At 49.6% G+C, this 12,915-nt stretch carries 14 protein-coding genes; all 14 read right to left on the bottom strand.

The window, feature by feature from the left end:
* Positions 1–29: 29 nt before the first annotated feature.
* A complete protein-coding gene (wecB, locus tag ACFODW_RS11260; protein ID WP_390306435.1) occupies positions 30–1,145 on the bottom strand; it encodes a non-hydrolyzing UDP-N-acetylglucosamine 2-epimerase in 1,116 nt (371 codons plus the stop codon).
* A gap of 51 nt (positions 1,146–1,196) precedes the next feature.
* Positions 1,197–1,826: a uracil phosphoribosyltransferase gene (gene upp / locus ACFODW_RS11265; protein ID WP_390306437.1), complete on the bottom strand. Its 630-nt coding sequence runs from the start codon at positions 1,824–1,826 to the stop codon at positions 1,197–1,199.
* Between the two features lie 177 nt (positions 1,827–2,003).
* The gene (locus ACFODW_RS11270; protein ID WP_390306442.1) at positions 2,004–3,239 is read right to left on the bottom strand and encodes a serine hydroxymethyltransferase; all 1,236 of its coding nucleotides are present in this window, start codon (positions 3,237–3,239) and stop codon (positions 2,004–2,006) included.
* A gap of 144 nt (positions 3,240–3,383) precedes the next feature.
* On the bottom strand, positions 3,384–3,956 hold the full coding sequence (locus ACFODW_RS11275) for a TIGR01440 family protein (protein ID WP_390306444.1): 573 nt from the start codon (positions 3,954–3,956) through the stop codon (positions 3,384–3,386).
* A gap of 396 nt (positions 3,957–4,352) precedes the next feature.
* On the bottom strand, positions 4,353–4,955 hold the full coding sequence (locus tag ACFODW_RS11280; protein WP_390306446.1) for a low molecular weight protein arginine phosphatase: 603 nt from the start codon (positions 4,953–4,955) through the stop codon (positions 4,353–4,355).
* A 139-nt stretch (positions 4,956–5,094) separates the two neighbouring features.
* The gene (locus tag ACFODW_RS11285) at positions 5,095–5,649 is read right to left on the bottom strand and encodes a manganese efflux pump MntP (protein WP_390306448.1); all 555 of its coding nucleotides are present in this window, start codon (positions 5,647–5,649) and stop codon (positions 5,095–5,097) included.
* An 86-nt stretch (positions 5,650–5,735) separates the two neighbouring features.
* Positions 5,736–6,764 carry an L-threonylcarbamoyladenylate synthase gene (locus ACFODW_RS11290; protein ID WP_390306450.1) on the bottom strand — a complete coding sequence of 343 codons (1,029 nt, stop codon included), beginning with the start codon at positions 6,762–6,764 and terminating at the stop codon, positions 5,736–5,738.
* A 252-nt stretch (positions 6,765–7,016) separates the two neighbouring features.
* Entirely contained in the window at positions 7,017–7,418 is a 402-nt protein-coding gene (locus ACFODW_RS11295) for a hypothetical protein (protein WP_390306452.1), read from the bottom strand.
* Between the two features lie 70 nt (positions 7,419–7,488).
* A complete protein-coding gene (gene spoIIR / locus ACFODW_RS11300) occupies positions 7,489–8,100 on the bottom strand; it encodes a stage II sporulation protein R (protein ID WP_390306454.1) in 612 nt (203 codons plus the stop codon).
* 80 nt (positions 8,101–8,180) lie between these two features.
* Positions 8,181–9,029, bottom strand: coding sequence for a peptide chain release factor N(5)-glutamine methyltransferase (prmC, locus tag ACFODW_RS11305; RefSeq protein WP_390306457.1), 849 nt, complete (start codon positions 9,027–9,029; stop codon positions 8,181–8,183).
* A 1-nt stretch (position 9,030) separates the two neighbouring features.
* A complete protein-coding gene (gene prfA / locus ACFODW_RS11310) occupies positions 9,031–10,101 on the bottom strand; it encodes a peptide chain release factor 1 (protein WP_390306459.1) in 1,071 nt (356 codons plus the stop codon).
* Positions 10,102–10,298: 197 nt separating this feature from the next.
* On the bottom strand, positions 10,299–10,919 hold the full coding sequence (locus ACFODW_RS11315) for a thymidine kinase (protein ID WP_390306462.1): 621 nt from the start codon (positions 10,917–10,919) through the stop codon (positions 10,299–10,301).
* 239 nt (positions 10,920–11,158) lie between these two features.
* Positions 11,159–11,404, bottom strand: coding sequence for a type B 50S ribosomal protein L31 (locus tag ACFODW_RS11320; protein ID WP_390306464.1), 246 nt, complete (start codon positions 11,402–11,404; stop codon positions 11,159–11,161).
* Between the two features lie 156 nt (positions 11,405–11,560).
* Positions 11,561–12,841 carry a transcription termination factor Rho gene (rho, locus tag ACFODW_RS11325; RefSeq protein ID WP_390306466.1) on the bottom strand — a complete coding sequence of 427 codons (1,281 nt, stop codon included), beginning with the start codon at positions 12,839–12,841 and terminating at the stop codon, positions 11,561–11,563.
* Positions 12,842–12,915 lie beyond the last annotated feature (74 nt).

Consider the following 12,915-nt stretch of genomic DNA (forward strand, 5'->3'; position numbering starts at 1 on the left):
TGCGGCCTATAAAAAGTACATGCCTATTTTCAGCCGTTGAAATAATCCAGGATGGCATCGGCAATCCGGCGGGAGGCTTCTCCATCACCATAAGGGTTGGAGGCCTTCGCCATTTTTCGATGCTCTTCCTCATTAGAAAGCAGTTCATCCGCCAGCTCGAAGATCCTGTCTTCCTCTGTTCCGGCTAGCTTCAATGTACCGGCTTCGATCCCCTCGGGCCTCTCCGTTGTATCACGGAGCACAAGTACCGGAACACCCAGGGAAGGTGCTTCCTCCTGTACGCCGCCGGAGTCAGTCAGGATCAGGTGGGCTCTGGAGGCGAAGTTATGGAAATCGACTACACCGAGCGGTTCTATCAATTGGATCCTGTCATCATTTCCAAGAATTTCGTTGGCCGTCTCCTGGACAACAGGATTCAAATGCACCGGATAGATGACCTTAATATCATCATGGGCCTCTACCAGGCGTTTGATCGCACGGAACATCTGCTGCATATTCGCTCCCAGGTTTTCCCGGCGGTGGGCGGTCATCAGTACGAGCCGCTTGCCGTCCAGGTCATCGAGCACCGGGCTGGAATAGTTGTCGTTCACCGTCGTTTTCAGCGCATCAATCGCTGTATTGCCGGTTACTTTAATCGACTCCTCCGGCTTATGTTCCTCCAGCAGGTTATTCTTTGATTTATCTGTCGGAGAGAAATGAAGATCGGCCATGACGCCGGTCAGCTGCCGGTTCATCTCTTCCGGGTACGGAGAATATTTATCCCATGTCCTCAGACCCGCTTCCACATGGCCTATGGCAATCTGGTTGTAATATGCGGCCAGGGAGGCGGCAAAGGTCGTGGTCGTGTCCCCATGTACCAGCACCATATCCGGCTTGGTCTCTTTCATGACTTCATCCAGTCCTTCAAGCGCACGGGTGGTAATCTGTGCCAGGGATTGCTTTTTCTTCATGATATTCAAATCGTAGTCCGGCTGAATATCAAAGATTTCCAATACCTGGTCGAGCATCTCCCGGTGCTGGGCCGTTACGGTGACGATAGATTCGAATTCTTCCGATCGCTTGTTCAGTTCCAGGACAAGCGGAGACATCTTGATCGCCTCTGGCCTTGTCCCAAAAATGGTCATCACTTTTATACGCTTCGTCATTTGATTTATCTCACTCCATCAGCATAGTAGGTTTCCGATACCAGAAATTCCTTATTTGGTTCCGAATAGACGGTCTCCTGCATCACCGAGTCCCGGAATGATGTAGCCTTTCTCGTCCAGCTTCTCATCCAGTGCAGCAAGGTAGATATCGACATCCGGATGCGCTTCCTTGATCACTTCCACACCCTCTGGCGCAGCAATCAGGCACATCAGCCGGATATTTTTGGCTCCACGCTTTTTCAACGATTCAATCGCGTCATTGGCTGAACCGCCTGTAGCGAGCATCGGGTCGATGACAATCAATTCACGCTCTTCAATATCGGAAGGAAGTTTAATATAGTACTCATGCGGTGTCAGCGTCTCCGGATCACGGTACAGTCCGACATGCCCCACTTTTGCTGCTGGGATTAGGTCGAGCATACCATCGACCATGCCTAGTCCTGCACGGAGGATCGGGATCAGGCCGATTTTCTTGCCGGCAAGCACCTTGGTCTTTGCGGTTGTCACCGGTGTATCGGTATCAATCTCTTGTACCGGCAGGTTTCGGGTGATTTCGAACGCCATCAGCATGGCTACCTCATCCACCAATTCACGGAACTCTTTGGTGCCTGTGCGTTTATCCCTTATGTACGTTAATTTATGTTGAATCAGCGGGTGATCCAGTACGAATACATTGCCCATTATGCCGAACACTCCTTTAAATGTTATATCTTTAAAATTGTACTAATAAAACCCGGCCGTTTCAAGCCGGGTTATCAAAGCTTCCATCGAAAAAAGGGGCTCCCGGCCCGGGAACCCCTGATGTGTACGTACTATTTTCTATTTCATGGACAATATTGATTTTTATAAATCAGAAGCTTATTGATACAGCGGGAATCTCTTTGTCAGTTCTTTTACCCGTTCTGCCGCTTCTTTCAATGTTGCTTCATCCTCATGATTCTTAACAGTGAGGGCAATGATCTCGGCGATTTCCTTCATTTCCTCTTCCTTGAAGCCGCGGCTGGTGACGGCTGCCGTTCCAATCCGTACGCCGCTGGTAACAAATGGGCTTTCGGTATCATATGGAATAGTATTTTTGTTGGTAGTGATGCCAATTTCATCCAATACATGTTCAGCTATCTTACCGCTGATTCCCAAGGAAGTAACATCCAACAATAGGAGATGGTTGTCCGTACCGCCGGAAACAATGCGCAAGCCTTCGCCAGACAAGCTTTCGCCAAGTACTGCTGCATTCTTGACGATCTGGTTTGCATACTCCTTGAAATCGTCGGACAATGCTTCCTTGAAGCAGACGGCTTTTGCAGCAATAATATGCATCAGTGGTCCGCCCTGCATACCAGGGAATACGGCCTTGTCGATCTGCTTGGCATATTCCTCTTTGCAAAGAATCATGCCGCCGCGTGGGCCGCGCAACGTCTTATGGGTAGTCGTGGTTACAAAGTCGGCATGTGGCACTGGGCTCGCATGAACGCCGGTTGCTACAAGTCCGGCAATATGGGCCATGTCCACCATCAGGTAAGCATCCACACTGTCGGCAATCTCACGGAATTTGGCAAAGTCGATTTCACGGGAATAAGCGCTAGCCCCAGCGACGATCAGCTTCGGCTTCACTTCTTCCGCCTTCGCTTTCACTGCATCATAATCCAATTGTTCAGTTTCCTTGTCCACACCATAGTCGACAAAATTATAAAGCTTGCCGCTGGAATTGACAGGGCTGCCGTGGGTAAGATGCCCGCCATGGTTGAGGTTCATCCCGAGCACGGTATCGCCCGGCTCAAGAATGCTGAAATAAACAGCCATATTCGCCTGTGCACCGGAATGCGGCTGGACATTGGCATGCTCGGCACCAAAGAGCTCTTTCGCCCGGTCGCGCGCCAGGTTCTCCACGACATCCACATGTTCACATCCGCCATAATACCTCTTACCCGGATATCCTTCTGCATACTTATTGGTCAGGACAGAGCCCATCGCTTCCATTACTGCTTTAGAAACAAAATTTTCTGAAGCGATTAATTCAATTTTGTCCTGTTGCCGTTTGGTCTCCGCTTGAATTGCATTGAATAGTTCTTGGTCTGATTGCTTAAGATGGTCCATTACTGTTCCTCCCCTATATGATTATATCTAACACTCCGCCGGACGGAGCAGTTAAAACCCGCCTAGAGGGCTCCCGCTAAGAGACGTGCGGATAGCCGAGCTGCCGCTTTTTGGATGATGGAAAGCACGGCAGCATTTGCCGATTCAACACTTGTTGTTCAGCCTGGTGTCCTCATAATTGGCCCGTTTTCCGCCGATCAGCTTCGGCCGGCTGCGTGCGCCTGACACCCTTGCATTGCCGATAAAGCGCTGCTTGAACCTGAGCGGTACAGCCACGTGTCTGATCTGCATGCCGATCATCGTTTCGCCGATATCCATGCCTGCATCTGCTTTGATGAATTCCACTACCGCAGGGTCATCCATTTGCTTATATGCATGGGCAGCCATGGAACCGCCTGCTGTGGGTACCGGAATGGCTGAGACTTCTTCGAGCTGGGAAGACCTGACTATCTCCCTGTCCACCACGAGCGCACGATTCAAATGTTCACAGCATTGAAAAGCCAGACAAATACCGGTCTGCTGCTTCAGCCGGTTTAGTTCGCGGAACAGGATGGAAGCAATTTCCTCACTTCCCGCTGTGCCGATCTTCTCCCCAATGACTTCACTGGTCGAACAGCCGACCACAAACAAATCCCCCTCATGCAAATATCCGCTGTCCTTCCATTCCTCTAGGACTGCTTCTATATCCCGCTGGACTTGCTGATTGAATTCGGTCATTAGCTGATCACCCACCTGTCCAATAGTTTGTGAATCTGCATATTCACGTATATTATTAAGCAAATTAATAATATAGTTCGGAATTAACTGTTGCTTATCTACATTATGCCTTATTTTGTTCCAGTTTTTAAGTCTTTTTTGTAAATTAACTAATGTTTTTTATAAAATGCCATGTTGGAGATGAATGGGCGCAAAAATGGCGGATGCTCTCTAACAGCCAGGATAATGAAATGCTTCTTAATTTCTCCGCGGAAAACCCCTGCCGGCGCATGGCTTGCCCTCCGAAAAAAGCGGCCGAAGTAAGACCCAGCCGGTTCACGTTACATACCGCAATGCGCAAAAAGACGGTCAGGCTGCAGTACCAAGGCAGCAACCAACTCATTCATCCATACACATTCATTTAATTTTCACGGCAAGCATATCAATATACTTCTCCATTTCGGCCAATGTCTCCTGATAAACATGAAGGTCACCGCCGAATGGATCGGATATATCATAATTGATGAGGTCCGCTTCAAGCTGCTGGATATGTTCCGCATCTTCACGGAGGTGCTCCCTCAGCTTGCGATCCAGCACCTTATTATCAAATTTCCTTTCATTTTCCTGAATGAACAGAGAACGTTTTTCCTCGTAATCCGCATAGGCTTTCTTCAGCCGGTCCCATACCTGTCTATCGGTATCAGAGACATATTCCTTCAACGTGTAGTACTTATCTTGGAAACTCGGATATTCCATAATCAACGATTGTTTATGTTGTGTGGTCATTGTCAGCACAATGTCTGCCCATTGCAGGAGAGTTGGGACCACTGGCTGGGATAGATGATCCGCCTCCACACCTTTTTCCTTCAATGCACGAATGGCATTCGCATTGGCGCGCTGATTTTTCCCGGCAAAAATTCCCGCCGACTGGACCTCGGCCTCAGGCACTTTTCTCTTCAGCAGTGCCTCCGCCATCGGACTTCGGCATGTATTTCCCGTGCATACAAACAAAATTTTCATCCAAGATCCCCCGTTTCATTACTCTCCTTCAAATATATCATATGTATGGGAAAAACGAGAGGGGAAAGCAAGGGCATAAACAGGGCGGATGCCAGGCAGAAATATACATCCAGGTGAATAGAGAAGCTGCATATACCATTCAGCCGAATAATACATGCAGCCCAAATCCGCAGAGGATGCTGCCTCCCAATATTTCGCTGTATATCCCAAGCAGCCCCTGCACTTTCCGCCCGAGCAACATGCCGCTCCATGCCAGCATCATGCTGATGGCTCCGAAAAGCATCAGGGCCAGCATGATTTTCACTCCGGAAAGCCCGAGGCTGAGACCGACGGAGAAACTGTCAATGCTTACACTGAAGGCCAGCAGGAGCAGCCCAACCCCGACCGGCTGCATCGGGCTGGATGGCCCTTCCGAAAAGGCGGAAAATACCATTTGGGCGCCAATCCCGAACAGCAGCAGCCCTCCGGCAAGCGTGGTCAGCTGCCCGATTTGGGCAGAAAGGAATGTCCCGAGCAATATTCCTAAAAAAGGCATCACCACATGCATGATGCCGATAGTCAAGCCGATCAAGGCAATCCGCTTTAGCCGCAGCTGTTGCATACCAATGCCCAGACAGACGGAAAAGGCGTCCATCCCGAGTGCGGCTGCCATAAATACCAATGAGACGATTTCCGCTATGTAATACCCCTGCATTCGATCTCCCCCCTGCACATGCTTATTAACTATATGCATGTCCAAGGGGGAATATGATGGGTGCAATGCAGGCCATCAAAGGGCGCCTAATCCAACAGCACGTAATCACTTGCGGCTTTTTTCAGCCGGTTCATGACTGCCTGGCCAAGTCCCTCTTCCGGAAAAGCTTCACAGATAATGAGGTCGATATCCCCTTCCTTAAAGGTCCGCAGCCCGTCATAGAGATTTGCTGCGATTTCCGCGATATTTTCACCTAGCTCCATCTTGTGATCTGCATCCAGCAGTCCGGAAAGAGCGGTTCCGGCAAGCAAGCCGACCCGCTTCCCGTTCTGCTTTTCCCTGTCAATCAGATCCTGAATGGCTTGTATATTCCCTTTCACCAGCCATAAAGGCACCTCAGGAGAATAATGCCTGTATTTCATGCCGGGCGCTTTCGGCCGATCATTCTCCCCGGCAAGAGCAGGGTCGACCATCACTTTGCCGATCACCTTCTCCAGCTGTTCCCGGGTAATGCCGCCTGGGCGGAGGATGATTGGAATCTCCTCGGTACAGTCCACCACGGTGGATTCCAAGCCGACACCCGTCGGTCCTCCGTCCAACAGCCCAGCAATCTTTCCATTCAGATCGGCCCAGACATGATCTGCCGTTGTCGGGCTCGGCTTACCGGACAGGTTCGCACTCGGCGCAGCAACCGGCAAACCGCAGGCCTTGAGCAGTTCATAGGCAACCGGATGGTCGGGAATGCGCACACCAATCGTAGGGAGTCCGGCCGTGACGTTCTCAGCACAGGCACCATTGCTCGGCAGCACCAAGGTCAACGGCCCGGGAGCGAAGGCATCCAGCAGCTTTTCCACATATGGAAGCGGGCGCTCTACCAGCTGATACAGCTGCTCCCTTCCAGCAATATGAGCAATCAGGGGATTATCCTGCGGGCGGCCTTTCGCTGCAAAGATCTTTGCTACAGCTTCTTCCCTCGTCGCATCTGCCCCCAGACCATAGACAGTCTCGGTTGGGAAGGAGACGGCTTCCCCTCTTCTCAGGAGCTCTGCCGCTTCCTGAATCGCTTGGTTGTTCCATCTTCCATTCTCCTGTATCTTCCATCTTGTTGTTTCCATCGCATCTTCCCTCTTTTCTATCCTACATTTTAGAGGATAATCCACAGGGAGTAAAACATTATAGAAGGACCTGGGGATAAATCTTCTTAGCAAATCATATTAAAAATCCCGTGGAATGTTTATCCACAGGATTTTTGTTTTATCGACGGCTTTCAACAAGATCAGCCTTCATTTTATACACAGAAATATTCGTTTACTCACATTTTTCCAACAAGTTACCCACATGCCCCTGTGGATACTGTGTATATCTTATTATGATACGCTGTAGGACCACCAATTTCCTTCAGATGCACGGTATCTATCCACAACTGCGTGTTCATTCTGGGGATGGAATTGAAGGGCTTCCAATAATAAATCCAGGAATGGCTGATGACTGTGGACAAACAGCTTTTTGGCATTTTTCTTGCGGGCCAATGTCAAAATGGCATCCAGCAGGAATGGCAGTCTGGCTGCTTCTGCCTGTGTGATATACAGCTTCTTCAGCCAGTATACCCCGTCTTCCATCTCTTCCAGCTGAAAACTGCCCTCGATTACTCCATCAATTTCTACTACATAGCCTTTTAACAGCAGGCTTTCCTTCTGGATGCTCTCATTATTGCTTAAGTACTTGTTCAACTTCTCCTCCGGTGCACGGTAGGCAGGAATCAGATTCATGTGCAGCTCACCTCTATTTTTTAGTCTAGTATTGGCTGATTTCTATCATTCTATGCACATCATCTCTACTTCATGACCAGCCGAGCCATTCAAACAGAAAGAATTTCACTTCCGTCTCTTCCTCGGCTGCTTCCTGCTCTTCCAATCCCTGCTCATCCCCTTCAGCAGCTGCCACGGAGGTGCCATTGGAGAAGTCCAGAAAACACAGCGGCGGGAAGAGGACACACCACCAATTGGCGCCTTCTGCCTCGCCGATCGAGATCAGCACTGCCTCGTATTCACCCTCTGGATAAAGATAGTTTCCATACAGCTTTGTTGGAAAGCTGATATTCTTGCCATATTCCACCTCAAAGGACTGCTCCTTGCCTTCCTCCTGCAGCACCTCGGCAACCACTGCTTCCACCTGTGGAATGCGCTCGGCAATCAATTCCCTTGCCACATCAATATCTGTGAGATGCTGGACCCAGTCGGTAATCTCCTCATTCACACGGTCTCTGATCACCCGTTTCAATTCCTGGTCTTCCTCGCTGTCACTGTTGGCCAGAATCCGGAGGCGGATCGCTTCATCCGGGATTACCTGAAATTCCATGACTTCTTCATCTATTTGTTCACTGACTCCCTGTGCCGGCAGACTAAAAAAAATTAAAAGAAATATAAAAGCAAAAAATACTAGTTTCCTCATTTGTCCTTCCCCCTTGGAACTGTTCTATCCACAGTATGGGCAGAGCCAAATGATTCTAAACTAGTATTCTCGCAAAATTCCTATTTAATTTCGGCGGCAACGATCCGGTCCTTCCCGTTGATATCCTGAATGACTTCCGGTTTGCTTTGCGGAAAAACCTGTTTGATGATATGCTGGACAGCTTTCCCTTGCTGATAGCCGATTTCAAACGCAAGCAGGCCGCCCTCAGCCAGCAGATGCTTCGCCTGGGAGGTAAGCTGCTTATAGGCAGCAAGCCCTTCCTCCTCCGCAAAAAGCGCAAGCTCCGGATCAAAATTCCGTACGGTGTCGGATAAGGATGGTGCTTCTTCTTCAGAAATATAGGGCGGATTGGACACAATGACATCCGCTTTTACCCCCAGGCCGATGAGAGGCTTCAAGAAATCACCTTCCAGAAAACGCACATCCGCCCCAAGGTTCTCCGCGTTTGCCTTGGCTGTTTCCAGTGCTTTGGCGGATATATCTGTGGCATACACTTGCGAGCCAGGCAGTTCCAGGGCAAGGGTAGCAGCAATGACACCACTGCCCGTACCTGCGTCCATTATGACTGGACGCTCTATTTTGACGCTCATGAGAATATGCTGGATGAGCTCTTCTGTCTCCGGCCGCGGAATCAGGACGTGCCGATTGACGGTGAATTCCCTTCCCCAAAACATCTCCCGGCCGGTCAGATGCTGGACGGGCACCCCTGTTGCCGCATGACTTTGTATATCTTCCGTAAATGCTTCAACCACATCATGAGGCAAAGGCTCGCGCATCTGCATCAGAAACTGGCTCCGCGACAAACCGAGATGGTATTGCAGCAGGATTTCCGCCACTCTTGCTTCCCGTTTATGTTCTTCTAAAAAAGAAGAAGCCCATTGAAGGACTTCATACTGTTTCCTGCTCATGTTATTCACCAATCTGTTCCAGTTTCTTCGCCTGCTCTTCCATCAACAGGGCATCGACAAATTCATCGAGCTTGCCCTGCATCACCTGGTCCAGCTTCTGGATGGTGAGGCCGATACGATGGTCTGTCACACGGTTCTGCGGATAATTATACGTCCGGATCCGCTCAGAACGGTCCCCAGTACCAACCGCAGACTTCCGGTTTTCATCATACTCCGCCTGTGCTTCCTGCTGATATTTATCATAAATGCGGGCACGCAGCACTTTCATGGCCTTTTCTTTGTTCTTGATCTGGGACTTTTCATCCTGGATGGAAACCACAATCCCTGTCGGCTCATGGGTTAGACGGACAGCAGACATGGTTGTGTTGACACTCTGGCCTCCAGGGCCGCTGGATGCGAAGGTGTCCACACGGATATCCTTCTCATGCACTTCCACTTCCACTTCCTCTGCTTCCGGCAGTACGGCTACCGTGGCAGTGGAAGTATGGATACGTCCGCCAGATTCCGTTTCCGGCACACGCTGCACGCGGTGTGCACCATTTTCGTATTTCAGTCGGGAATAGGCGCCCTCTCCCTTAATCAAGAAGATGATCTCTTTATATCCGCCTACACCAGTGGAGCTTGCCTCCATCACTTCGATTTTCCAGCCGAGCGACTCCGCATAGCGGGAGTACATCCGGTACAGGTCGCCAGCGAACAATGCAGCTTCATCTCCACCAGCAGCCCCGCGGATTTCCATGAATACATCTTTCTCATCATTCGGATCCTTCGGCAGCAAGAGAATTCTCATCTTCTCTTCCAGCTCTTCCTTGGATTCCTGCAATTCGGAGATTTCCGCCTTCACCATTTCTTCCATTTCATTATCCAAGCTGTCCTCCAGCATCTCTTTTGCATCTTTCAGCTGGCTGGTAACATCTTTATATTCCCGGTATGCTTGCACGACATCCTCCAAGCCCGCCTGCTCCTTGGAATACTCGCGAAGCTTGCCTGTTTCATTAATAACCTCTGGATCACTCAGCAATTCATTCAATTTATTGTAACGATCCTCAAGCGCTTGCAATCGGTCTAACATCACGTTCACCTCTTTTTCGATTAACAGTATAATTATAGTATACACAAGGGGTCAGGTCAAAGTTATTTGGGCTGGGCGCGGTGGGTGGTGCTGCGGCCCGAGTGCGGGTGCTGAAGCCCAAGTGAGTGGGCATGCGGCCCGAGTCGAAATAGGCATCCAACCCTGGATATATAAAAAGTGCCTGTATAGGCACTTTTTTAATTGGAGCTTTCGGTTAGGCTCTTTATTTTTTTGCTTTTGGGTTTATTCGGCACTTCATGATGATGGCGGCATCTAGGCTCGTAGGATTCCGATGCACCGACCAATATGATCGGGTCGTCGTAGGAAGCAGGCTTGCCGTCAATCAGGCGCTGGGTGCGGCTAGCAGGAGAACCGCAAACCGGACATATGGCATTCAGCTTGGTCATCGATTCGCATAATGCCATCAGCTCAGGCATGACTCCGAATGGCTCGCCGCGGAAATCGGTATCCAGCCCGGCGGCGATGACACGGATTCCCTGATTGGCCAGCGTTTCAGCAACTTCGACAATATCTTCATCAAAGAATTGGACCTCGTCAATTCCGACGATATCCACATTTTCATCTACATGCTCCAGAATTTCCCATGACTCTTTAACAGGCCGGGCCACGGTCGACGAGCCATTGTGGGAGACAACGGATTCCTCGTCATACCGGTTATCAATGGCCGGCTTGAATACACGAACAGACAAATTTCCATAGGTAGCCCTGCGGACACGGCGGATGAGCTCCTCCGACTTGCCTGAAAACATGCTGCCGCAAATGACCTCGACCCACCCGCTTTGTTTCATTACATACATTCTAGGTTCTCCTTCTCCATTTGGTCTGCACGATTATGTATACAAGCAGTAATAGTTTACCACTTTTACTGCTTTTTCTAACCGTTTTTTTCTGGTAATAAAAGTAAAAGAACAGGCAAAATATAGACATTTTGCCTGTCCTCTTCCTAACTCTTCCATAAATTAAAGATGGAAGGTCGGCTAAAGCCGCCGCTCCCGGTGGCAGCGCCGACCCACCCGCTAAAGGCGGGTACAGCCTCTTAGTTCATATTATATTTTTTCTTGAATCGGTCTACACGGCCGCCGACTTTATCAGCTTTTTGCTTACCAGTGTAGAATGGGTGTGAAGCAGAGCTGATTTCCACGCGAATCAATGGGTACGTGTTACCGTCTTCCCATTCGATGGTTTCGTCGGAGCTCTTAGTTGAGCCAGTCAGAAATTTGTAATCAGAACTAGTATCAAGAAATACTACTTTTCTGTATTCTGGATGAAGATCCTTTTTCATGTCTTTCCACTCCTTTTTGCCCTGAATCCTTTGGAAACAGAGTTATTGTAAGAGATGTCACAGGTACAATACCTTCTCTAAACTCACATAGAAAGATTATAACAGTCCGGGAGGGTGAATGCAATAGCAGGGCTGGATAAAGTTATTGCCAATCCGCTATTTCTTCATACCCTTCCGTTTCATCTCCTGGTCCATTTGCTGTAGGAACTCTTCGTTGGATTTGGATGCTTTCAGTTTTCTCAGGAAGCGGTCCAGGAAGTCATGGGAATCCTGCATAGTTTTGCGGATTGTCCACATTTTGTCCAGATGGTCCTTATCAAGCAGCAGCTCTTCCTTCCTTGTACCGGATTTGAGAATGTCCATGGCCGGGAAAATCCGGCGCTGAGCCAGATTGCGGTCTAGATGAAGCTCCATATTGCCAGTACCTTTGAACTCTTCATAAATGACGTCATCCATACGCGAGCCGGTATCTACCAAAGCGGTAGCCAGCACCGTGAAGCTGCCGCCTTCTTCGATGTTCCGAGCAGCCCCAAAGAAGCGCTTCGGACGGTGGAATGCTGCAGGGTCAATACCGCCGGAGAGTGTACGCCCGCTTGGCGGGATCGCCAGGTTATAGGCACGTGCCAACCTGGTGATACTGTCCATCAGGACGATGACATCACGCTTATGCTCCACCAGCCGCATCGCCCGCTCGAGCACCAATTCGGAAACCTTGATATGGTTCTCCGGCACTTCGTCGAACGTCGAACTTACCACGTCTACATCCGGTGATACCGAACGCTCAATATCAGTGACTTCCTCTGGGCGCTCATCAACCAGGAGGATGATCAGTTTAGCTTTCGGATGGTTTTGTGTGACGCTGTTGGCAATTTCCTTCAGCAGCATCGTCTTACCGGCTTTTGGAGGAGCGACAATCAGTCCGCGCTGTCCAAAGCCTACCGGTGTCATCAAATCCATGATCCTGGTGGAAAGCGTACCCTTCTCATTTTCCAGCTTCATCAGCCTGTCCGGATAGAGTGCAGTCAATGCAGGGAAATGTACACGGTCTTTGGAGGAATCGGGGTCTTCGTCGTTGACGGCGTCCACATGCAGCAGCCCGTAGTATCGTTCGTTCTCTTTTGGCGGCCGGACCTTCCCGGAAACTTTATCCCCGTTCCGGAGGTCGAACCTGCGGATTTGGGAGGCGGAAATATAGATATCTTCCGCGCTTGCTGAGTAATTGATCGGCCTCAAAAATCCGAAGCCTTCGGAAGGAATGATTTCAAGCACACCATCCATAAACAGGAAGCCGTCTTTCTCAGCCTGCGCTTTCAAGATGGCAAAGATCAGTTCCCTTTTGGTCAATTTCGCATAATAGGAAACCTTATATTCTTTGGCCAATGCGTATATTTCTTTCAATGTTAATGTCTCCAGATGGGAGATTGTCAATTCTGCCATGATATTCACCACGCCTATCAGTTTTTAGTTCAGTTTTAAAAATAAAATATATGAATGCCTTTTTTAGGAAGGTC

This window comes from Virgibacillus sediminis (assembly GCF_042643265.1).
Classification (GTDB): domain Bacteria; phylum Bacillota; class Bacilli; order Bacillales; family Amphibacillaceae; genus Virgibacillus_O; species Virgibacillus_O sediminis.

Excerpts from the sequence above, each read along its gene's own strand:
- wecB (WP_390306435.1), bottom strand. The coding sequence starts at position 1,145 with ATGACGAAGCGTATAAAAGTGATGACCATTTTTGGGACAAGGCCAGAG.
- upp (WP_390306437.1), bottom strand. The coding sequence starts at position 1,826 with ATGGGCAATGTATTCGTACTGGATCACCCGCTGATTCAACATAAATTA.
- ACFODW_RS11270 (WP_390306442.1), bottom strand. The coding sequence starts at position 3,239 with ATGGACCATCTTAAGCAATCAGACCAAGAACTATTCAATGCAATTCAA.
- ACFODW_RS11275 (WP_390306444.1), bottom strand. The coding sequence starts at position 3,956 with ATGACCGAATTCAATCAGCAAGTCCAGCGGGATATAGAAGCAGTCCTA.
- ACFODW_RS11280 (WP_390306446.1), bottom strand. The coding sequence starts at position 4,955 with ATGAAAATTTTGTTTGTATGCACGGGAAATACATGCCGAAGTCCGATG.
- ACFODW_RS11285 (WP_390306448.1), bottom strand. The coding sequence starts at position 5,649 with ATGCAGGGGTATTACATAGCGGAAATCGTCTCATTGGTATTTATGGCA.
- ACFODW_RS11290 (WP_390306450.1), bottom strand. The coding sequence starts at position 6,764 with ATGGAAACAACAAGATGGAAGATACAGGAGAATGGAAGATGGAACAAC.
- ACFODW_RS11295 (WP_390306452.1), bottom strand. The coding sequence starts at position 7,418 with ATGAATCTGATTCCTGCCTACCGTGCACCGGAGGAGAAGTTGAACAAG.
- spoIIR (WP_390306454.1), bottom strand. The coding sequence starts at position 8,100 with ATGAGGAAACTAGTATTTTTTGCTTTTATATTTCTTTTAATTTTTTTT.
- prmC (WP_390306457.1), bottom strand. The coding sequence starts at position 9,029 with ATGAGCAGGAAACAGTATGAAGTCCTTCAATGGGCTTCTTCTTTTTTA.
- prfA (WP_390306459.1), bottom strand. The coding sequence starts at position 10,101 with ATGTTAGACCGATTGCAAGCGCTTGAGGATCGTTACAATAAATTGAAT.
- ACFODW_RS11315 (WP_390306462.1), bottom strand. The coding sequence starts at position 10,919 with ATGTATGTAATGAAACAAAGCGGGTGGGTCGAGGTCATTTGCGGCAGC.
- ACFODW_RS11320 (WP_390306464.1), bottom strand. The coding sequence starts at position 11,404 with ATGAAAAAGGATCTTCATCCAGAATACAGAAAAGTAGTATTTCTTGAT.
- rho (WP_390306466.1), bottom strand. The coding sequence starts at position 12,841 with ATGGCAGAATTGACAATCTCCCATCTGGAGACATTAACATTGAAAGAA.